The sequence below is a fragment of the Acinetobacter sp. ABJ-A23_2 genome (assembly GCF_044538765.1).
In the GTDB taxonomy this organism is placed as follows: Bacteria; Pseudomonadota; Gammaproteobacteria; order Pseudomonadales; family Moraxellaceae; genus Acinetobacter; species Acinetobacter nosocomialis_A.
Map to the genome: position 1 here is coordinate 1 of NZ_JBIUCP010000058.1, position 19,295 is coordinate 19,295.

General features: G+C 39.1%; 19 protein-coding genes and 1 pseudogene. 7 read left to right on the plus strand and 13 right to left on the minus strand.

Annotation, left to right across the window (positions count from 1 at the left end; genetic code table 11):
- The first annotated feature begins 150 nt into the window (after positions 1 to 150).
- Positions 151 to 960, plus strand: coding sequence for a peptidoglycan DD-metalloendopeptidase family protein (locus ACH63V_RS16110; protein WP_396464054.1), 810 nt, complete (start codon positions 151 to 153; stop codon positions 958 to 960).
- Here the strand turns inward: ACH63V_RS16110 and ACH63V_RS16115 are convergent.
- The 3 genes and pseudogenes from ACH63V_RS16115 to ACH63V_RS16125 all read right to left on the minus strand — a co-directional run.
- A complete protein-coding gene (locus ACH63V_RS16115; RefSeq protein WP_396464055.1) occupies positions 954 to 1,382 on the minus strand; it encodes a GNAT family N-acetyltransferase in 429 nt (142 codons plus the stop codon). The genes ACH63V_RS16110 and ACH63V_RS16115 overlap by 7 nt on opposite strands.
- Positions 1,383 to 1,472: 90 nt before the next feature.
- Positions 1,473 to 1,895, minus strand: a complete 423-nt coding sequence (locus ACH63V_RS16120) for an OsmC family protein (protein WP_001195082.1) — start codon at positions 1,893 to 1,895, stop codon at positions 1,473 to 1,475.
- A 94-nt stretch (positions 1,896 to 1,989) separates the two neighbouring features.
- Positions 1,990 to 2,070 (minus strand): annotated as a pseudogene (locus ACH63V_RS16125) (hypothetical protein); the annotation flags it as partial.
- Positions 2,071 to 2,334: 264 nt separating this feature from the next.
- On the opposite strand from ACH63V_RS16125, the gene crp reads away from it, so the two are divergent.
- Together crp and ACH63V_RS16135 are read left to right on the plus strand one after the other, a co-directional pair.
- Positions 2,335 to 3,042: a cAMP-activated global transcriptional regulator CRP gene (crp, locus tag ACH63V_RS16130; RefSeq protein WP_000203217.1), complete on the plus strand. Its 708-nt coding sequence runs from the start codon at positions 2,335 to 2,337 to the stop codon at positions 3,040 to 3,042.
- Between the two features lie 160 nt (positions 3,043 to 3,202).
- Complete coding sequence (locus ACH63V_RS16135; RefSeq protein ID WP_311071876.1) at positions 3,203 to 4,252, plus strand: NADP(H)-dependent aldo-keto reductase; 1,050 nt, start codon at positions 3,203 to 3,205, stop codon at positions 4,250 to 4,252.
- 55 nt (positions 4,253 to 4,307) lie between these two features.
- Here ACH63V_RS16135 and ACH63V_RS16140 read toward each other — a convergent pair whose 3' ends face one another.
- From ACH63V_RS16140 to ACH63V_RS16160, 5 genes are all read right to left on the minus strand, one after another.
- Positions 4,308 to 5,090 carry a M48 family metallopeptidase gene (locus tag ACH63V_RS16140; RefSeq protein WP_263613282.1) on the minus strand — a complete coding sequence of 261 codons (783 nt, stop codon included), beginning with the start codon at positions 5,088 to 5,090 and terminating at the stop codon, positions 4,308 to 4,310.
- 117 nt (positions 5,091 to 5,207) lie between these two features.
- The gene (locus tag ACH63V_RS16145; protein ID WP_263613281.1) at positions 5,208 to 5,525 is read right to left on the minus strand and encodes a hypothetical protein; all 318 of its coding nucleotides are present in this window, start codon (positions 5,523 to 5,525) and stop codon (positions 5,208 to 5,210) included.
- A gap of 126 nt (positions 5,526 to 5,651) precedes the next feature.
- On the minus strand, positions 5,652 to 6,971 hold the full coding sequence (locus ACH63V_RS16150; protein ID WP_100191889.1) for an adenylosuccinate synthase: 1,320 nt from the start codon (positions 6,969 to 6,971) through the stop codon (positions 5,652 to 5,654).
- A gap of 64 nt (positions 6,972 to 7,035) precedes the next feature.
- A complete protein-coding gene (locus tag ACH63V_RS16155) occupies positions 7,036 to 8,202 on the minus strand; it encodes an ATP phosphoribosyltransferase regulatory subunit (protein WP_032011696.1) in 1,167 nt (388 codons plus the stop codon).
- A gap of 311 nt (positions 8,203 to 8,513) precedes the next feature.
- Positions 8,514 to 9,533: a type I glyceraldehyde-3-phosphate dehydrogenase gene (locus ACH63V_RS16160; protein ID WP_396464057.1), complete on the minus strand. Its 1,020-nt coding sequence runs from the start codon at positions 9,531 to 9,533 to the stop codon at positions 8,514 to 8,516.
- 269 nt (positions 9,534 to 9,802) lie between these two features.
- On the opposite strand from ACH63V_RS16160, the gene alaS reads away from it, so the two are divergent.
- The 3 genes from alaS (at position 9,803) to csrA (ending at position 14,286) form a co-directional block, all read left to right on the plus strand.
- Entirely contained in the window at positions 9,803 to 12,439 is a 2,637-nt protein-coding gene (alaS, locus tag ACH63V_RS16165; RefSeq protein WP_396464060.1) for an alanine--tRNA ligase, read from the plus strand.
- Between the two features lie 65 nt (positions 12,440 to 12,504).
- Positions 12,505 to 13,785 carry an aspartate kinase gene (locus tag ACH63V_RS16170; RefSeq protein WP_263613279.1) on the plus strand — a complete coding sequence of 427 codons (1,281 nt, stop codon included), beginning with the start codon at positions 12,505 to 12,507 and terminating at the stop codon, positions 13,783 to 13,785.
- Positions 13,786 to 14,031: 246 nt separating this feature from the next.
- Positions 14,032 to 14,286, plus strand: coding sequence for a carbon storage regulator CsrA (gene csrA, locus ACH63V_RS16175; RefSeq protein WP_000906487.1), 255 nt, complete (start codon positions 14,032 to 14,034; stop codon positions 14,284 to 14,286).
- 69 nt (positions 14,287 to 14,355) lie between these two features.
- Here the strand turns inward: csrA and rnhB are convergent, their stop codons facing one another.
- Both rnhB and ACH63V_RS16185 read right to left on the minus strand, forming a co-directional pair.
- Entirely contained in the window at positions 14,356 to 14,922 is a 567-nt protein-coding gene (gene rnhB / locus ACH63V_RS16180; RefSeq protein WP_087606204.1) for a ribonuclease HII, read from the minus strand.
- A gap of 66 nt (positions 14,923 to 14,988) precedes the next feature.
- Positions 14,989 to 15,366, minus strand: coding sequence for a hypothetical protein (locus ACH63V_RS16185; protein ID WP_304390620.1), 378 nt, complete (start codon positions 15,364 to 15,366; stop codon positions 14,989 to 14,991).
- A gap of 241 nt (positions 15,367 to 15,607) precedes the next feature.
- Between ACH63V_RS16185 and ACH63V_RS16190 the strand changes: the two genes are divergently transcribed.
- Positions 15,608 to 16,165 carry a cytochrome b gene (locus ACH63V_RS16190; protein ID WP_396464058.1) on the plus strand — a complete coding sequence of 186 codons (558 nt, stop codon included), beginning with the start codon at positions 15,608 to 15,610 and terminating at the stop codon, positions 16,163 to 16,165.
- A gap of 43 nt (positions 16,166 to 16,208) precedes the next feature.
- On the opposite strand, the gene ACH63V_RS16195 is transcribed toward ACH63V_RS16190, so the two are convergent.
- The 3 genes from ACH63V_RS16195 to ACH63V_RS16205 form a co-directional block, all read right to left on the minus strand.
- Positions 16,209 to 17,207 (minus strand): adenosine deaminase, encoded by a 999-nt coding sequence (locus tag ACH63V_RS16195; protein ID WP_396464059.1) that lies wholly within the window; start codon positions 17,205 to 17,207, stop codon positions 16,209 to 16,211.
- A gap of 111 nt (positions 17,208 to 17,318) precedes the next feature.
- Positions 17,319 to 18,638 (minus strand): NCS2 family permease, encoded by a 1,320-nt coding sequence (locus tag ACH63V_RS16200; protein WP_004709861.1) that lies wholly within the window; start codon positions 18,636 to 18,638, stop codon positions 17,319 to 17,321.
- A 322-nt stretch (positions 18,639 to 18,960) separates the two neighbouring features.
- Positions 18,961 to 19,188, minus strand: coding sequence for a hypothetical protein (locus ACH63V_RS16205; protein WP_000608974.1), 228 nt, complete (start codon positions 19,186 to 19,188; stop codon positions 18,961 to 18,963).
- Positions 19,189 to 19,295: the final 107 nt, after the last annotated feature.

Sequence of the window (19,295 nt, forward strand, 5' to 3'; positions counted from 1 at the left end):
AAATAAATATAATCACATAAAATAAGCCATCAATTATTAATATAAAATAATAAATAAAATTAAAATAAAATCATTAAAAAAATTAAAACAACTTTTAAGTAAAGCTTACTGATATAATTTATAGTATTCTTTTAGAAAATTATTGTCGCTATGTTGATAAAAAAACTTATTTCTACTTTGCTTTTTACATCAATACCTTTTTACTGTTTTGCCGAGCTTCCTCAAGACTCAAGAAGACCCGGTGGGATTGCAGTCATTCCATTAACTGCCGATATTACTCAGGTCACTTTTCAACAGAAACCAGTTTTAATTAGTCAGGAAGGCCATCAACGTTATGCTGTCGTTGGTATTCCGTTATCTACCCCACTTGGCAGTGTTCAGCTCAATACCAATAAAGCTCCTATTCCAATAGAAGTTAAGTCTTATCCTTATGCTGAGCAACGAATTAAAGTCACGAATCAAGACTACGTAAACCCCAACCAAAGTCAGTTAGACCGTTATGCTCAAGAAGCGAAAGAACAAAATGATATTTATAGTTCTTTTACATCAAGTTCATGGCAAAGCTTACCCAAATTTATACGCCCAACTTCAGGAAAATTTACCAACTCGTTTGGAAGAAAACGTTTCTTTAATGGGGAAGAACGTGCGCCTCACTCAGGTCTAGATATCCCAGCGCCTGTAGGTCAAAAAGTAATTGCTCCAGCAGACGGCGTAGTCGTTCAAACAGGAAATTATTTCTTTAATGGACAAACTGTATTAATTGATCACGGCCAAGGCTTAATTAGCATGTTTTGCCATTTAAGCGCGATAAAAGTAGAAAAGGGACAACATATCCGCCAAGGAGAAACTTTAGGTTTAGTGGGCAAAACAGGCCGTGTAACGGGCCCTCATTTACATTGGGGTATGAGTCTTAACAATGCTCGGGTAGATCCTCAGCTCTTTTTAAACCGAGCTCAATAATTTAACGCTTTACGAAAGTACTTTGGTGCTTCTACATAGCCTTCTCTTAGGTAAAACTGATGCGCCAAAGGTCTTTGTATTCCTGAATGTAGTTCCATCCGATCACAGCCACGTTGCCTTGCTAACCGCTCTGCTTCTTGCACAAGCAAATGCCCCACACCTTTACTACGCATATTCTCATCAACGCATAGATAGCATATTTTGGCAAAGTCTCCTTTTAAAGCAATTTGTGGAATAAAATAAAGCGATAAAACTCCATATACATGCGAATCATCGGCTGCGACCAAAGTAATTGCATTCGGGTCTTTACTTAATTTTTGAAATTGTTCCTGAACTACTTTTAAAGGCTGCGAATATCCCATTTGTTTCAGTAAGTGGCATATAGTCTCAGTATCTTCCCATTGAGCTAAACGGATATTCACCCAAATTCTCCTTTTATTTTTGAATTATTCTTATCATAAAAAAAGCCAACATGACTGTTAGCTTTTCTTTTTTCAGGCATTCACATGAAATTATGCAGCTTCAATAATCTCAAAATCGTGAGTAATTTCTACACCACCATCAGAAAGCATTTTACTTGCAGAACAATATTTTTCAGCTGATAGCTCTACTGCTTTTGCAACCTGTTTTTCTTTTACAGCTTTACCTGTTACTACAAAGTGCAAATGAATTTTGGTGAAAACGGCTGGAATCGCATCTGCTCGCTCAGCTTTAAGCTGACATACGACATTCGTCACATCTTGACGAGATTTCTTTAAAATAGTCACAATATCAAACGAAGCACACCCACCAAGTCCCATTAATATCAACTCCATAGGACGTGGTCCACGGTTTTCACCACCATACTCAGGTGAGCCATCCATCACTACACTATGACCGCTCTCTGATTTCGCTTCAAAAGCAACATTCTCTAGCCAATGTACACTTGTTTGCATTGCAACTACCCAAAAAAAATTATAAATTTAAGCAGGGTCTGTTGACATTTCATCTATGGATTGCGTAATAGCTAAAAATTAATCCAAATAAAAACGCAAAACACAGACAAGGGCAATCCTTTGTCCAGTTTTGTAATAAAGTTTGTTAAATTTCAGCCAAAATCTGAGGTGCGATTCAAGCATCTGAGGTGCAGCGCAAGACCAGATTTTTTGTGCGTTTCGTTGTTTAGCTCTATTTATTTAGTATGACTAAATTCCATAGTTCTTGCTTCGTAACGTCTAGAAAAATCGTCTTATGTCGCAACCATCTGTGAAATGTCAACAGGCCCTTGTTTTGTACACTAACATAAAATGAGTTGATAAGGAATTTCATCTCTTCTGTGTAATAGCTCATCTCGAGCTTGTGTGAATTGTTTACCCTATTCGGAACATATCAAGCATGACTTCAAATTTTTCACAACTCAGCACAGATGCTTTATCTCCGGGGCAACTACCTGAATCCGTTAAAGCATTGTTAAAGCGTGCTCACATCAACAGATATCCAAAACGAACCACAATTGTTGATGCCGGAACAGAGTCAAAATCTTTATACTTAATTTTAAAAGGCTCAGTTTCAATTATTTTACGTGAAGATGATGAGCGTGAAATTGTTGTGGCATATTTGAATCCTGGTGACTTCTTTGGGGAAATGGGGCTTTTCGAACCGAACCCTCAACGTACAGCTGAAGTTCGTACCCGTGATGTCTGTGAAATTGCAGAAATTTCATATGACAACTTCCATGAACTAAGCAAACAGTATCCAGATCTCAGCTATGCCGTTTTCGCGCAACTTGTTCGTCGTTTAAAAAATACAACTCGTAAAATGACTGATCTTGCATTCATTGATGTGTCTGGTCGTATTGCACGTTGCTTAATCGACTTATCTTCACAACCAGAAGCAATGATCTTGCCGAATGGTCGTCAAATTCGTATTACCCGTCAAGAAATCGGACGTATTGTCGGGTGTTCACGAGAAATGGTTGGCCGTGTATTAAAGACCTTAGAAGATCAAGGTATGATCCAAACAGATGGTAAGGCTATTCTTATTTTTGATACTTCACTAGAAGAAACCCCAGTCACTGACGAAGACTATGATGACGAAGAATAATTACTCGTAATTATTTAATAAAAAGCAAACTTCGGTTTGCTTTTTTTATATGCAACAATGAGTTAATACACAAAGCTTACAAACTATTCTGTTTTTATGATTTAAGTTGAATACATATTTTCCGTTAGGCTAACTTAAAATTTCTCAAGGATTTCGCAGTATGCAATTTAAACCACTTGGTCACACAGGCATTAACCTTCCAGAAATTTGCTTAGGTACCATGACATTTGGTGAGCAAAATACTCAACAAGAAGCATTCGAACAGCTCAATTACGCTTTAGAACACGGTTTATATTTTTGGGATACGGCAGAGATGTATTCCGTACCTCCTAAACCAGAAACATACGGCGCGACTGAAACCATTTTAGGCAATTGGTTTGCACAGCATGGTCAGCGCGACAAAGTATTCCTTGCTTCAAAAATTGCAGGTCCTGGCTTTGGTGGAACCCATATTCGAGAAGGCCATACCAAGTTCAATAGTAGCCATATCTCACAAGCGATTGATGGTTCACTTAAACGTCTCCAAACAGACTATATCGATCTCTACCAATTACACTGGCCAGAACGTCACACCAACTTCTTTGGAACACTCGCTTATGGCAACCAGCAAGCACACAATGATTATGACACTACGCCTCTAGAAGAAACTTTACTTGCCCTTCAAAAAGAAATTAATCGAGGTCGTATTCGTTATATCGGTTTATCTAACGAGACCCCGTGGGGCACCATGAAGTTTCTACAACTTGCTGAAAATTTAGGTGTGAGTAAGTTTGTAAGTGTGCAAAACCCATATAGTCTGCTTAATCGTACCTATGAAATAGGGATGTCTGAGATTGCCAAATATGAAGGAGTAGGTTTACTTGCGTACTCTCCTCTTGCTTTTGGTTATTTAACTGGCAAGTTCAGAAATGGAGCACGACCTGCAAATGCTCGCGTTACTCTATTTCCGCGCTTTAGCCGCTACAGTAATCCACAAAGTGAATGGGCAACTGAACAATATGCGCAGCTCGCTGAAAAGCATGGTTTAAGTCTGACTCAATTGGCTCTGGCTTTTATTAAGCAACAGTTCTTTGTAACAAGCACAATTATTGGCGCGACCAACTTAGATCAGCTCAAAGAAAATATTCAGGCTTTTGAAATCGAGCTTTCACCAGAAATTTTACAAGGCATTGAAGCCATTCATATACAACAGCCTAATCCTGCCCCTTAAAACAAAAAACGGATGCTTGAGCATCCGTTTTACATTCACTTTAAAGTTTGAAAACTTATCTACGGCCATTATAAATAGCTAATGCTGCAGGTAAGTTTTTACGCATGTCATTAATACGTTGAGCGTTAGATGGGTGAGTAGACAAGAAAGATGAACCACCAGCACCTTCAAGTTTGTTCATTTTTTCCCAGAGAGTAATAGCAGCATTTGGGTTATAACCCGCACGTGCCATTAACATTAAGCCGCCTTGGTCAGCACGGCTCTCTAAACTACGTGAATATGGTAAGCCCACCCCTACTTGCGAACCCAATTGTGCAGCAGCCGCTCCTAATTGGTTAACGTTACCGCCACCTGCATAGCTTAAGCCAATATTTAATGCTAAATCAGTTAAAGCCTGAGCACCAATTTTACTTTTAGCATGCTCTTCCAAGGCATGTGTCATCTCGTGGCCCATAACAGCTGCAATTTCAGCATCCGTTAGGTTTAGCTTATTCACAATACCTGTGTAGAACACAACCTTGCCGCCTGGTGCAACGTACGCGTTAACAGTATCTGATTTCAGTACAGCTAACTGCCAGCTAAATGGCTGCCCAGTTTGATTTACTTGGTCAGCATAAGGTTTTAAACGGTTGAAAACAGAATTAATACGGCTATAGGTACTTGAACTTGTATCTAAAGTCCCTTTAGCACGTGCTTCCTGCACCATTTTAGTAAAACCTTGTGCAGATTGAGCATTTAAGGTTGCTGTATCTGCACCTGCCATGTCCGCCATTGTTGCGCAACCTGAAATTGTTACGACACCAGCAGCACATAAGCTTAAAAAAAGTTTTTTATTCATTAACATGGTTCACCTAAATCGTTAAAAAAACTGTTTATTCTTTTGCACTTATTATAAGAAATAGCACACAAGCTTTGAATCTCTCATTTCTTCACGATCATAGTATTTATGTAAAGATCAAGCAGATAAAGTCATCAAATAAATCCAGAACAGTAAACATATTATATTTAAGACAAGATAGACATGGCTTAAAGGCTTAACTTTCTCTTCAAGAGAGGGACTTGTTCTTTTCCATAATAGATAACTGTTTTGTATAAGAACTACCGGAATTAAGATACAAGCTATCAGAACAGAAAGGCTCATGAATGCTGTCATAAAGAAGTCAGGATTATAATTTTGGCCATAAATGACTAACATAGCCAACGTTGGCGAACCACCAATCGCAAATAAAAAAGAATAAAAAATGGTTTTTGAAATTGTTGGTTGTAATTTCATTTTAGTTCATCATCCATGACATAACTTTTATTTCTGTTTTAATCTGAATTAGACAAAACCGAAACTGCACTTTAGTCGGATATAAAAAAAGCCCCCTTTTCAGGAGGCTTTTATTATCTTTGCAAATTAAGCAGAGAATGGATGACGTAAAACAATTGTTTCTGCACGGTCTGGACCAGTTGAAACGATATCAATCGGACATTCGATTAATTGTTCAATACGTTTCACATAAGCCAAAGCATTTGCAGGTAATTGGTCTATGCTAGTCAAACCAACAGTTGACTCACTCCAACCTGGCATAGTTTCATAAATTGGTTTCAAGCATTCAAAAGAAACCGCATCAGAAGAACCTACGCAACCTGAATCAGTATTTTCATAACCTACACAGATTTTTACTTCTTCTAAACCATCTAGAACGTCAAGTTTAGTCAAGCAAATACCTGAAAGTGAGTTAACATCTACAGAACGACGTAAGATTTCGGCATCAAACCAACCACAACGACGTTGACGACCAGTAGAAGCACCAAATTCGTGACCTACAGTACCCAAGTGTTTACCAATTGGGTCACCAGAATCACTTGCTGCATCGTAAACTAATTCAGTTGGGAACGGACCAGCACCTACACGTGTTGTATAAGCTTTAGTAATACCTAATACATAGTCAAGATGTAAAGGACCCATACCAGAACCAGAGCTTACGCCACCAGCAGTTGTATTTGAGCTAGTTACATACGGATAAGTACCGTGGTCGATGTCTAAAAGTGAGCCTTGAGCGCCTTCAAACATTACAGGCTTACCTTCTTTGCGGTAGTCATGTAACACTTTAGTCACGTCAATCACTAATGGAGCAAGCACTTCGCGCCATTCGTTGCAAAGAGCCAATACGTCTTCAAATTTAACTGCTTCTACGCCGTAGAACTGAGTTAATTGGAAGTTATGTAACTCAAGCATTTCTTGGAGTTTTTCTTCTAACGCTGCACCACCACGAACAAGGTCAGCAACACGCACTGCACGGCGAGCTACTTTGTCTTCGTACGCAGGGCCAATACCACGACCTGTAGTACCGATTTTAGCGTTACCACGTTTCTTCTCACGAGCCTGATCAAGAGCAATGTGGTTAGGCAAAATAAGTGGACAGTTTGGAGAAATGCGTAGACGTTCTTTAACTGGAACACCTTCAGCTTCCAAAATTCCCATTTCTTCAATTAATGCTGCTGGTGAAAGCACCACGCCATTGCCAATTAAGCACAATACGTTTTCACGTAAAATGCCTGATGGAATGAGGTGCAATACAGTCTTTTTACCACCTACGACAAGAGTATGACCTGCGTTATGTCCGCCTTGATAACGTACTACCGCAGCCGCTTGATCTGTGAGCAGGTCGACGATTTTACCTTTACCTTCGTCGCCCCATTGGGTACCAAGTACCACAACATTTTTGCCCATAATAGCCTCATTACATCATGCTGTTAAAATTGGAAACCATCAGTAAAAAACTTACCGCTGGCGTTTAAATCTTTTCAATATTCCATTGACCATTTTGCGATACAAGCTGATGTGTCGCATAAGGAATAGAACCTAAATTATCATTACCTAACAATTGAACGACACGTAAGCCTTGTGAACGTGCATTTGCAATTGCTTTAAGCAAATCTGCATCAGTACCTTTTGGTGCCACCACAGTTTCAATTTCAGCAAACTGATTTGCCCCTAAGGCATATAAATCACAACTGAAACCAGTAGCAGGACGTGCACGACCAAAGTGTTCACCAATACCATCATAACGGCCACCTTGCGCTAAAGGTGCAGCACGGTTCGGTGCATAAACTGCATACATCAAACCAGTGTGATAGTGGTAACTGCGAAGTTCGACAACGTCAATTCCAACATTAAGTGCTGGCCAACGGTTTTTAATTTGTTCAAGTGTAGTTTTGAGTGCATTTAATGCAGCATCAAATTCAACATCTTTTAAAATATCTGTACTTAAATGAGTTTGTAATGCTTCTAAATCACTTGCATAGCGACCAAGTGCATAGAAATCTGAACCCATATTTAAATTTTGAGTAAATTCAGCCAACTCAGGTAATGCTTTTCTTTGATAAAGATCAGATAACTCATGCTCTTCATTTTTAGAAAGTCCGGCATATTTTACTAAACTGCGAAATAGCCCTACATGCCCTAAGTCTAAATGTGCACCTTGCAATGTATAAGCATTTTCAATGAGCCCAAGCATTACATCGACCATTTCAACATCAGCTTCAATACTATCGTGGCCATATAGCTCTGCACCTAATTGTAAAGGTGCGCGAGTCGCATTGAAATTTTGTGGTTTTGTATGTAATACAGTCCCTGCATAACAGTAACGTGCAACCCCTTCAACAGGTCTTACATGTGCATCAATACGTGCAACTTGAGGTGTCATATCAGCACGGATACCGAGTAAACGGCCTGAAAGCTGGTCAATCACCTTAAAAGTTACTAAATCCAGGTCTTGATTTGATTCTGATAATGAAGACAACGATTCGATGTATTCGATAAATGGTGTATATACCAGTTGATAACCTCTTACTGAGAGGAAATCTATAGCTTCACGGCGAAGTTTTTCAATGACTTGCGCCTGTTCCGGCAATACATCTGCTACCCCGTCAGGCAGCAACCATGTCTCTGAAATGGTCATATTTCAAGCCTAAAATCTGATCAACGTGGAACGACCCCACATAAAAAAATCGGGAACACACCCGATTTCTCTTAGTGTAGCATGATACTTTGTGCCATGCACCTGACAATTTGCATAAATCTTTCTTAATAAACTCTAAAGTCAAAAAGAAGATAATAAGAATAAACAATAATATTCAATGCCTTACTCTTATTCAATTTAGTTACTTACTAAAGTTCTTCGACTAAAGAAAGGGCTAATATCTGAACTATCGCCTTGTTTCCAACTAACCAACCTTAACTGTTGAATAGCTTTCTTAAGTTATTTTAAATTTAGAAAGAATCACACAAATCTAATAATCGATTTGCATAGCCCCATTCGTTATCGTACCAAGCAAATACTTTAGCTTGATGACCAACAACCATAGTTTGGGTTAAATCAACAATAAGTGAATAAGGTGAATGATTAAAATCACTTGAAACTAGTGGTTCATCAGTCACTGCCATAATTTCTGCATAATCTGTTTGAGAAGCTTTGATTAGCAATTCATTAATATGATGAACAGTAATTGGAGATTGTGCGATAAAAGTTAAATCAATTGCAGCCACATTAATGGTAGGAACTCGAATTGAGTAGCCATCAATACGGTCTTCCATTTTCGGCATTACACGCTTTAATGCACCGAGTGCACTAGACGTAGTTGGAATAATATTTTGTCCAGAAGCTCTAGCACGACGTAAATCACGATGCGCATGATCAAGCACAGACTGATCTGCCGTTACTGCATGAATTTCGGTCATGAGCGCAGTTTCAATACCAAATGCATCATCAATAATTTTTACCAATGGCACCAAAGCCTGCGTAGTACATGACACACTTGATATGATTTGATCAGTTGCTTTTACATCGGCATGGTTAACACCATAGACAATTGCAGCATCGACATGGTCAAAAGGTGCAGCCCCAATAATGACCCGCTTCGCCCCTGCTTCTAAATGGCGTGTTGCATCAGCATGAGAACGAAACAAGCCTGTACATTCGAGTACGACATCAATTTGCAAGCTTGCCCATGGTAAAAGTTCTGGTTGTTTTTGCTGAAGAACTTCAACTTTCAAATTTCTTTGGTTAGATTGAATACTTAAATAAATCTTTTCATTTTCAATAGCTATATCAACTTTGCCATTAAAACGACCATGAGTTGAATCATATTTAAATAAATGCACCAGTGTCTGTACATCTGCTATATCGTTAATCGCCACGATTTCAAAATGAAATTGTTTCGGGCTCTCAAACCAGGCACGTAAAACATTACGTCCAATCCGGCCAAACCCATTAATGGCGATACGTTGCATGACCTATCCTTATCTACAAAACCAGAAACGAAAGAAGGCATATAGTAAAACACGTCAAGGCTAATTGAATATAGATTTTTAGCCAAATCACAGTTTTGTAAGATATTCCCTCTAAAATCGTTGGTTCGGTGGGGTTTTTCCGTTACAATTTAGCGTTTTTTAAAAATAAGCCCCGTGTCACATGCGAGATTTGTGAACAAACAAACTTGTGGTGATGCTTTTAGCCAAATTCGAAAATATGGAGTGACTTGGTTGTGAGTACTCGTTTAATGACATCTGCTGAAATTCGTGAAGCATTTTTGCGCTACTTTGAAACGCAAGGGCATACACGTGTCGCGTCGAGTTCTCTTGTTCCTGCCAACGACCCAACTTTATTATTTACAAATGCTGGGATGAACCAGTTTAAAGACTGTTTTTTAGGTCTTGAGAAACGTGACTATGTACGTGCCACAACATCACAAAAATGTGTACGTGCAGGCGGTAAACATAACGATTTAGATAACGTCGGCTATACAGCTCGTCACCATACATTCTTTGAAATGTTAGGTAACTTCTCATTTGGTGACTATTTCAAACGTGATGCGCTTAAGTTTGCTTGGGAATTTTTAACCAGCGAACAATGGCTTGCTTTACCAAAAGATCGCTTATATGTAACGGTTTATCATACTGATGACGAAGCGTATGACATCTGGAATAAAGAAATTGGTTTAGCACCAGAACGTATTATCCGTATTGGTGATAACAAAGGCGAAAAATACGCTTCAGATAACTTCTGGGCAATGGGTGATACTGGTCCATGTGGTCCATGTTCTGAAATTTTCTTTGACCACGGTGATCACATTTGGGGTGGCTTACCTGGTTCTCCTGAAGAAGATGGCGACCGTTTCATTGAAATCTGGAACAACGTTTTCATGCAGTTTAACCGTACTGCTGATGGCGTGCTTCACCCTCTTCCAGCTCCATCTGTTGATACAGGTATGGGCTTAGAGCGTATTTCTGCTGTATTACAACATGTTAATTCAAACTATGACATTGACCTGTTCCAACACTTATTAAAAGCTGCTGCAAACATTATTGGTATTGAAGACGAAGGTCAGCCTTCTTTACGTGTTGTTGCAGACCATGCACGTTCTTGCTGTTTCTTAATTGCTGATGGTGTAAATCCAAGCAATGAAGGCCGTGGCTATGTACTTCGCCGTATTATTCGTCGTGCTGTGCGTCATGGTAATAAACTTGGCGCAACTGGTACGTTCTTCTACAAAATGTTGCAACCTTTAATCGAAGTTATGGGTGATGCATACCCAGAACTTGTAGCGCGCAAAGATGTTATTGAAGCAACTTTAATTCGTGAAGAAGAACAGTTTGCTAAAACACTTGAGCAAGGTTTAAAACTACTTGAAGGTGAACTTGCTCAGTTAAAAGACAAAACTATTCCTGGTGCGACTGTATTTAAACTTTACGACACTTATGGCTTCCCAACAGACTTAACTGCTGATATTGCACGTGAACGTGGCTTTATTATTGATGAAGCTGGTTTTGAAGTGGAAATGGCTGCACAACGTCAACGTGCGCGTGACGCTGGTAAGTTTGCAGTTGACTATAACAACATTGTAAAAGTCGAAGGTGAAACTCAGTTCGACGGTTACACCAACACAACTGGTCAAGGTGAAATTGTAGCGATCTATAAAGATGGCGTACAAGTTGATGAAGTTTCTGAAGGTGACGAAGCTCTTATCGTTCTAAACCAAACTCCTTTCTATGCAGAAAGTGGTGGTCAGATTGGTGATACAGGTATCTTCAAAAACGAAACTGGTATTTTTGAAGTTCAAGATACCAAAAAGTCAGGCGGTGCTTTTGTTCATCAAGGTATTGTGACCGTTGGTAACCTCAAAGCAAATCAAAATGTAGAAGCGATTGTCAAAGCAGACATTCGTGAAGCTACTGCGCGCAACCACTCAGCAACTCACTTGTTACATGCTGCCCTTCGTCAAATCTTAGGTTCACATGTACAACAAAAAGGTTCTTTAGTTGCAAGCGACATTTTACGTTTTGACTTTGCAAATGACCAACCTGTTTCATTTGAACAATTACAACAAGTTGAACGTCTCGTAAATGCTGAAGTTATTGCCAATACTCCAGTGACGACTGAACTTCTCGACATTGAAGCTGCGAAAGCAAAAGGCGCAATGATGTTGTTCGGTGAAAAATATGGCGATGAAGTTCGTGTACTCTCTATGGGTTCAGTCATTGATGAGAAAAACTTCTCAATTGAACTTTGTGGTGGTATTCACGTAAAACGTACAGGTGATATTGGTTTATTCAAAATCACTTCTGAAGGTGGCGTAGCTGCTGGTGTACGTCGTATTGAAGCAGTAACTGGTACTAAAGCGTTAGAAGTGGTACAAAAAGCTGATAATGATATTCAGCACATTAATAGCTTACTAAAAGCACAGAAAGACCAAACAGTTGAGCGTGTACAAGCCAATGTAGAATTGGTTTCTGCACTACAAAAGCAGATTGAACAGCTCAACCAAAAATTGGCAAACTTCCAAGCGGCTGACTTGATTGACCAAGTACAAACCATTGCTGGTCGTCAAACGCTTATTACCACTGTTCAAGGTGTTGATGCCAAAGCGCTTCGCAACTTACATGACAGTGTGAAATCAAAATTAGAGAACGCAGTGATTGTGTTAGCAGGTGTAGAGGGTGACAAAGTCAGCCTGCTTGCATCAGTCGCGTCGCAATACACTGCAAATCTAAAAGCAGGTGACATCATCAAACATCTAGCATCTGAGTTAGGTGGTAAAGGTGGTGGTAAACCTGACTTAGCACAAGGTGGCGCGCCACTTAACGAGAAGTTTGGACAAGTTATTGCAGCATTGCCTGCTTGGCTTGAACAAAAATAAGACTTCACTTTTTGTGTAACTGACCCTGAAAAGCCTCTCAGGGTCATGGCTTATATGGAACAACTATGGCATTAATCGTTCAAAAATATGGCGGTACTTCTATGGGTACCCCCGAGCGCATTTTAAATGTTGCTCGTCGTGTGAAGCGTTGGCATGATCACGGTCACAAGGTTGTTGTGGTCGTATCTGCAATGAGTGGTGAAACAAACCGCTTACTTGCCCTCGCTAAAGCCATTACCGAAACACCTGACCCACGCGAGTTAGACCAAATGGTTTCAACCGGTGAACAGGTGACGATTTCCATGTTAGCTATGGCACTTAATTCGATTGGTGTGGAAGCTAAATCCTATACCGGACGTCAAGTCGGTATTAAAACTGACAGTGCATTTACCAAGGCGCGTATTGAGTCGATTGACACAGATGTCATGACCAATGACCTAGATGCAGGCCGTGTTATTGTGGTTGCAGGCTTCCAAGGCTTTGATGCCAATGGAAACACAACAACTCTAGGACGTGGTGGTTCAGATACTTCTGGTGTTGCCATTGCTGCTGCACTTAAAGCAGATGAATGCCAAATCTATACTGACGTTGATGGTGTTTACACTACAGACCCTCGTGTTGCTCCTAAAGCGAAGAAAATTGATCGTATTTCTTTTGAAGAAATGCTAGAAATGGCATCATTAGGTTCAAAAGTTTTACAAATTCGCTCAGTAGAATTTGCCGGAAAATATCAAGTTCCTTTACGTGTATTATCAAGCTTTGATAATGATGAAGACGGCGCATTTGACGACGAATTTAAAGAAAATGTAGGTACACTCATTACTACTGAGGCAGAAGACAATATGGAACAGCCAATCATTGCAGGTATTGCTTTTAACCGTGACGAAGCAAAATTAACGATTTTAGGTGTACCTGATGAACCAGGTATTGCTTCTAAAATTTTATCACCAGTAAGTGATGCCAACATTGAAGTGGACATGATAGTTCAAAATGTTGAAGAAGATGGCACAACAGATTTTACTTTCACAGTAAACCGTGTTGATTTAGCGAAAGCTGAAAAAATCTTAAATGAGACTGCCAAAAATATTGGTGCACGCGAAGTTTCAACACGTGACGATATCGTAAAAGTTTCAATTGTTGGTGTGGGTATGCGCTCACATGCTGGTGTAGCAAGTAAGATGTTCACTGCCCTTGCAGACGAAGGCATCAACATCCTTATGATTTCAACTTCTGAAATTAAGGTTTCTGTCATTATTGATGAGAAATATCTAGAACTTGCAGTTCGTTGCCTACATACCGCTTTTGGTTTAGATCGCGAACACGGTGAAAGCAGCGCCCGCGCTTAATTTTACCAAACGGTCAAGAATTCATTCAAAACTGTTTACTTGTCCGACAATAATCAAAGAAAACACAGAGCCGCTATAGTTTTTTTTATAGCGGCTCTGTTATATTAAACGGAAAGTTTTTTGGCAGAGATTATCAAAATATGACTTTGTTCTCATATTTCTGTTAGAATCTGACTGAAAACTGAGGTTGAGCTTTTTATTTGGGTACCAATATTGCAGTTTTAAGCGTTTAGCAAGGAGATAAACATGCTGATTCTGACCCGCCGTGTCGGGGAAACATTAATGATTGGGGATCAAGTCAGTGTTACTGTGCTTGGCGTCAAAGGAAACCAGGTTCGAATTGGTGTGAATGCGCCAAAAGAGGTTTCTGTTCATCGCGAAGAAATTTATCAACGTATTCAACATGAACGTGCAATGCATGAACACCTTCAACATCTTGATCAAGATTATCAAGTTTCATATGAAGATGATAATTATGCACAGAAAAACTTCAATCGTTAGTATGAAGTTATTCTCTCCCTAATTAAAGCGACTTTATAGTCGCTTTAAATTTTTTGGGAGTATGTAAATTTATAGACCTAATGCACGTTTTACTGGTGCATAACTACGACGATGCTGATCGATCACACCATGAGCTGCAATCGCTTCAAAATGTGCTTTTGTTGGATAACCTTTATGTTTTCCAAAACCAAATAATGGATATTGCTGATCTAATTCTGCCATTTGGCGATCACGTGTGACTTTTGCCAAAATACTCGCCGCACTAATCTCGGCATGGCTAGCGTCGCCACCAACAATCGCTTCACAAGGAATAATGATTCCTTTCGGAATTTGGTTGCCATCTACAATGACTTTTTGAGGCTGTGTTTTTAAGCCTTCCACTGCTCTTTTCATTGCTAAAAATGTTGCTTGCAAGATATTCAGCTCATCAATTTCCGCATGGGTCGCTTCCGCTATTGACCATGCTAAAGCTTTTTCCTGAATTTCAATAAACAACTTTTCACGTTTCTTTTCAGTTAATTTTTTAGAATCGTTCAAACCTAAAATTGGATTGTTCGGATCTAAAATAACAGCTGCAGCAACAACTGAACCCACTAGCGGGCCTCGCCCCGCCTCATCTACGCCTGCAACAAACATGTATACTCCAATAAAAAAAGAGGCCGATCAATATGAGTCAGCCTTCTTTGAAACTCAAATTATTAATTACTTTTGTAAAGCTTCTGCTACGCAAGCATTTACAGTATTAGAAACGACTTGGTTTACAACTGTTGCACGTGCAGCTGGGTCAAGTGCAGCAGTAGCCAAATCAACTGCAGTCACACTGTTTGGTGCCTTTTCACTTACGCAACCACAAACATTAGTTTGAATACTATCACGTTGTTCAGCAGTCATAAGCTTTGTTGCTGTTTTCCATGCAGCGACATTATTAATTTCTGTAATACATTTCGCATTTACAGCAACTTTTAATGCAGTCATGCCTAACTGTTGAGTTGCAGTTTCTGCAGAACCTGCACCAGGTGTGGTCGCACATGCTGTTAAAGCCAAAACTACTGGTGCTACAGCGAGCATCAATTTTTTCATCATTTTTTCCTTTGATCGAACGTAAGCAGCGCGTATTTTGCCTAAACTTGTGCTTAGAAGAAACAAATAAATTGATGCATTTATGCAAACTAGCTCTCTTATTTTCTCGCTCAAATTGACCGTGTTTTTCCCAATTAAAGCGTTCTGTTTATAGCACGCTCCGTTACGAGAACAACATTTCTCAAATTCAGTGCTTTCCCATAAAATCTAGCGCTAAAATGACAAAAAAATAGGGTCTTTTATGCCTGCCTCATCCTCTCAATACTACACCCGTACTGCACAGATTCTGCATTGGGTCATGGCAATCATTTTCATTACCGCTTGGGTGATTGGTTTCTATAGTGGAAATTTTTTAAGTTACGATGCCGATGGCAGCTTTAAAGGTGATGTTATTACACTGCATAAAAACATTGCCACAACCATTATCTTTTTAGTGGTTATTCGCCTATTCTGGCGTTACACTCACCCAGCCCCACAACTGCCTGACACGATGTCACCGACGATGAAAACTTTGGCACATGTTGGTCATCTATTGCTTTATGTGATTTTGGTGGCTTTACCTGTTACGGGTTGTTTATTTAGCTGGAGTGCTGGTCACCCTGCCCCTGTTTTATATTTATTTGAAATTCCACGTTTAGTACAAGACAATCCAGAGCTTTTAGCTATCGTTAAACCATTACATATTTATATTTCGTGGTTTGCAGGTTTGCTTATTGTTGGACATGTTCTGGCAGCTTTAAAACATCACTTTGTGGATAAAGACAATGTTTTAAACAGTATGACCAAACAACCTAAATAAATTCAATGTTAAAAAAAACCGCCTATCACAGGCGGTTTTTTATTTAGATTTTTTGGATTTCTGAAATCCACTTTTGTTTCTCTTCATCTGAAATGAAAGAGGCTTCAAAAGAGTTAATTGCGAGTTGCTTCAACTCATCATTACTTAAATCTAAGGCTTGCTGAATAGCAACGAAGTTATCATTCATATATCCACCGAAATATGAAGGATCATCCGAGTTAACAGTCACGTGTACGCCTTTTTGTAAAAGACGGCGGATGTTGTGCTCTTTCATATCCTTAACGACACATAGCTTTAAGTTACTTAAAGGACAAACTGTTAATGGCATTTTTTCATTAATTAAACGAGCCATTAATTGTTCGTCTTCTTCAGAACGCACGCCGTGGTCAATACGGTTTACTTTGAGCAAGTCTAAAGCTTCCCATACATATTCAGGTGGGCCTTCTTCGCCTGCATGAGCCACGATTAAGAAACCTTCCTCACGTGCCTTAGCAAAAACACGTTCAAATTTAGCTGGTGGGTGTCCTACTTCACTTGAATCAAGTCCAACAGCAATAATGTCTTCTTTAAACGGTAAAGCTTGCTCAAGCGTTTCAAATGCAGCTTCTTCGCTTAAATGACGCAAGAAACACATAATAAGCTGAGAGCTAATACCAAATTTGTTTTTTGCGTCAGCACAGGCACGTTTAAGCCCATTTATGACCGTTGCAAAAGCAATACCACGGTCGGTATGGGTTTGCGGGTCAAAGAACATTTCTGTATGAACGACACGATCTTCTGCACATTTCTCAAAATATGCCCATGCTAAATCATAAAAATCTTGCTCATGAACAAGAACATTTGCACCAGCATAGTAAATATCTAGAAATGATTGAAGATTATGAAAGTTATAAGCTTGCTTTACTTCTTCAACAGATTTGTAAGGAATCTGAATCTGATTACGCTGTGCAATCGCAAACATTAATTCAGGTTCAAAAGTACCTTCAATATGTACATGCAACTCAGCTTTTGGTAAGGCCTGAATCAGCTCGACTTGATTCATATTAACTCCACATCTAAAGAAAAAAGGGTGTGGTAAACACACCCTTCTATAATTTCCTTCTTATATCTCTATCACTAAAATAGTTCTAGAAGGAAATTATAAAAAATCGTATTAACCGCCAAAAGCGATAAATTTAAATACCCAAAGAGCAGCAATAATCCATACCATGTATGGAACAGTTTTTGCCTTACCTGTGAATAATTTAACTAATGCATAGCTGATAAAGCCCATTGCAATACCATCTGCAATTGAGTAGGCAAATGGCATAAATACAATCGTTAAAAAGGCTGGAACAGCTTCTGTAATATCATCCCAATCAATGTGTGTGATCCCTTGGATCATTAACACACCAATAAACAATAAAGCTGGTGCTGTTGCAAAACCTGGTACAGATTGAGCAAGAGGTGCCAAAAATAAACAGCAAATAAATAAGAAAGCGACAACGACAGCGGTTAAACCTGTACGCCCACCAGCTGCTACACCTGAAGCTGATTCAATATATGGCGTGGTTGATGAAGTACCTAATGCTGCACCAGCAACAATCGCAGTAGAGTCAGCAAATAGTGCTTTTTTCAAACGTGGCAATTTACCATCTTGTAAAAGTCCTGCACGGTGTGAAACGCCAACTAAAGTACCCGTACTGTCAAACAAGTCAACAATGAAGAATACGAAGATGACACCCACCATACTTGCAGTGAATAAGCCTTTAAAGTCCATTTGCATGAATGTCGGTGCAATAGAAGGAATCTGACCCACTACGCCTTTAAATTCATTTAAGCCTAAAGCAGTCGCAATTGCTGTCACCACTAAAATACTAATAATAATGGCACCACGAACTTTGAGCTGATGTAAAACCACAATGAGTAAAAAGCCAAATAAAGCCAGTAGCACTGTAGGTTGTTTAATATCGCCCAACCCCACTAATGTCGCTTTGTTTGCAACAATGATTCCAGCATTTTTTAGCGCAATAAGTGCAAGGAATAAACCAATACCACCACCTATCGCAAATTTAAGCGACATTGGAATGGCATTGACAATCGCTTCACGAACTTTAAAGAAGCTAATAGCAAGAAATACAACACCTGAAACAAAAACAGCTGCTAAAGCTGTCTGCCATGGCACTCCCATACCCATACATACCGAATAGGTAAAATAAGCATTAAGCCCCATACCCGGTGCCAAGGCGATTGGATAATTGGCAATAATACCCATCACTAAACAACCGATTGCTGCTGCCAAACAGGTCGCAACGAATACGGCGCCATGATCCATGCCGGTTTCAGATAAAATGAGTGGATTGACAATGATGATGTAGCACATCGTTAAAAATGTAGTTACACCAGCAAGAACTTCTGTTCGAAACGTGGTTTTATTGTCGCTTAACTTAAATAAACGCTCTAACCAGCCTGCCGAAGAATTGGGCGCCGCCATAAGTAGCCTCTATGCAAAATCTGAGCTGTGGAATATGTACTTCTATGTAGGTATCTGAGCAATCTTGTTTTTCTGTTCAGATCTCTAGACAAAAATCTTAAATAGACGAAGCAACAAATATGCCACTCATTTGATGTCTGTTTTCATACACAGAAAATAGCCACAGCCCCTCTTGAAACACAAAAAAGCTGCATAACCCCTATGCAGCTTTTTTACTATACGTTCAATAAGTTTAACAGATTCAACAGCAACATGATCAAAATTTATGAAAAGATATGACCAATGGCACACTTTTTAAAGCAAATTACAATAACCATTCTGCTTAGAAAAAAACTTTTTTATCACTAATATATTTTTGCAAATTGTATGAAGCTAAATTGCTATGACTCACACGATTTGGATTTCGCTCAATCGTCTGCAAATTTTTTTCAGCTTCCTGAATAATCCTCATGAGTTCCTGATGTCTTTTATTTTGGGTATCTAAATATGCCCAATACCCTAATACAAACACGATACTCACACACAACACTATTAATACTTTATTGATCATTATTATTATCTCTATGTTTTTAATGTTAATGATCTTAACAAAAAACAACCAGTTTGTGAATATTTTCACATTTATTTACAATAATTATTAATTACTCAAACTATTGA

Excerpts from the sequence above, each read along its gene's own strand:
- ACH63V_RS16110 (WP_396464054.1), top strand. The coding sequence starts at position 151 with ATGTTGATAAAAAAACTTATTTCTACTTTGCTTTTTACATCAATACCT.
- ACH63V_RS16120 (WP_001195082.1), bottom strand. The coding sequence starts at position 1,895 with ATGCAAACAAGTGTACATTGGCTAGAGAATGTTGCTTTTGAAGCGAAA.
- crp (WP_000203217.1), top strand. The coding sequence starts at position 2,335 with ATGACTTCAAATTTTTCACAACTCAGCACAGATGCTTTATCTCCGGGG.
- ACH63V_RS16135 (WP_311071876.1), top strand. The coding sequence starts at position 3,203 with ATGCAATTTAAACCACTTGGTCACACAGGCATTAACCTTCCAGAAATT.
- ACH63V_RS16140 (WP_263613282.1), bottom strand. The coding sequence starts at position 5,090 with ATGAATAAAAAACTTTTTTTAAGCTTATGTGCTGCTGGTGTCGTAACA.
- ACH63V_RS16145 (WP_263613281.1), bottom strand. The coding sequence starts at position 5,525 with ATGAAATTACAACCAACAATTTCAAAAACCATTTTTTATTCTTTTTTA.
- ACH63V_RS16150 (WP_100191889.1), bottom strand. The coding sequence starts at position 6,971 with ATGGGCAAAAATGTTGTGGTACTTGGTACCCAATGGGGCGACGAAGGT.
- ACH63V_RS16155 (WP_032011696.1), bottom strand. The coding sequence starts at position 8,202 with ATGACCATTTCAGAGACATGGTTGCTGCCTGACGGGGTAGCAGATGTA.
- ACH63V_RS16160 (WP_396464057.1), bottom strand. The coding sequence starts at position 9,533 with ATGCAACGTATCGCCATTAATGGGTTTGGCCGGATTGGACGTAATGTT.
- alaS (WP_396464060.1), top strand. The coding sequence starts at position 9,803 with ATGACATCTGCTGAAATTCGTGAAGCATTTTTGCGCTACTTTGAAACG.
- ACH63V_RS16170 (WP_263613279.1), top strand. The coding sequence starts at position 12,505 with ATGGCATTAATCGTTCAAAAATATGGCGGTACTTCTATGGGTACCCCC.
- csrA (WP_000906487.1), top strand. The coding sequence starts at position 14,032 with ATGCTGATTCTGACCCGCCGTGTCGGGGAAACATTAATGATTGGGGAT.
- rnhB (WP_087606204.1), bottom strand. The coding sequence starts at position 14,922 with ATGTTTGTTGCAGGCGTAGATGAGGCGGGGCGAGGCCCGCTAGTGGGT.
- ACH63V_RS16185 (WP_304390620.1), bottom strand. The coding sequence starts at position 15,366 with ATGAAAAAATTGATGCTCGCTGTAGCACCAGTAGTTTTGGCTTTAACA.
- ACH63V_RS16190 (WP_396464058.1), top strand. The coding sequence starts at position 15,608 with ATGCCTGCCTCATCCTCTCAATACTACACCCGTACTGCACAGATTCTG.
- ACH63V_RS16195 (WP_396464059.1), bottom strand. The coding sequence starts at position 17,207 with ATGAATCAAGTCGAGCTGATTCAGGCCTTACCAAAAGCTGAGTTGCAT.
- ACH63V_RS16200 (WP_004709861.1), bottom strand. The coding sequence starts at position 18,638 with ATGGCGGCGCCCAATTCTTCGGCAGGCTGGTTAGAGCGTTTATTTAAG.
- ACH63V_RS16205 (WP_000608974.1), bottom strand. The coding sequence starts at position 19,188 with ATGATCAATAAAGTATTAATAGTGTTGTGTGTGAGTATCGTGTTTGTA.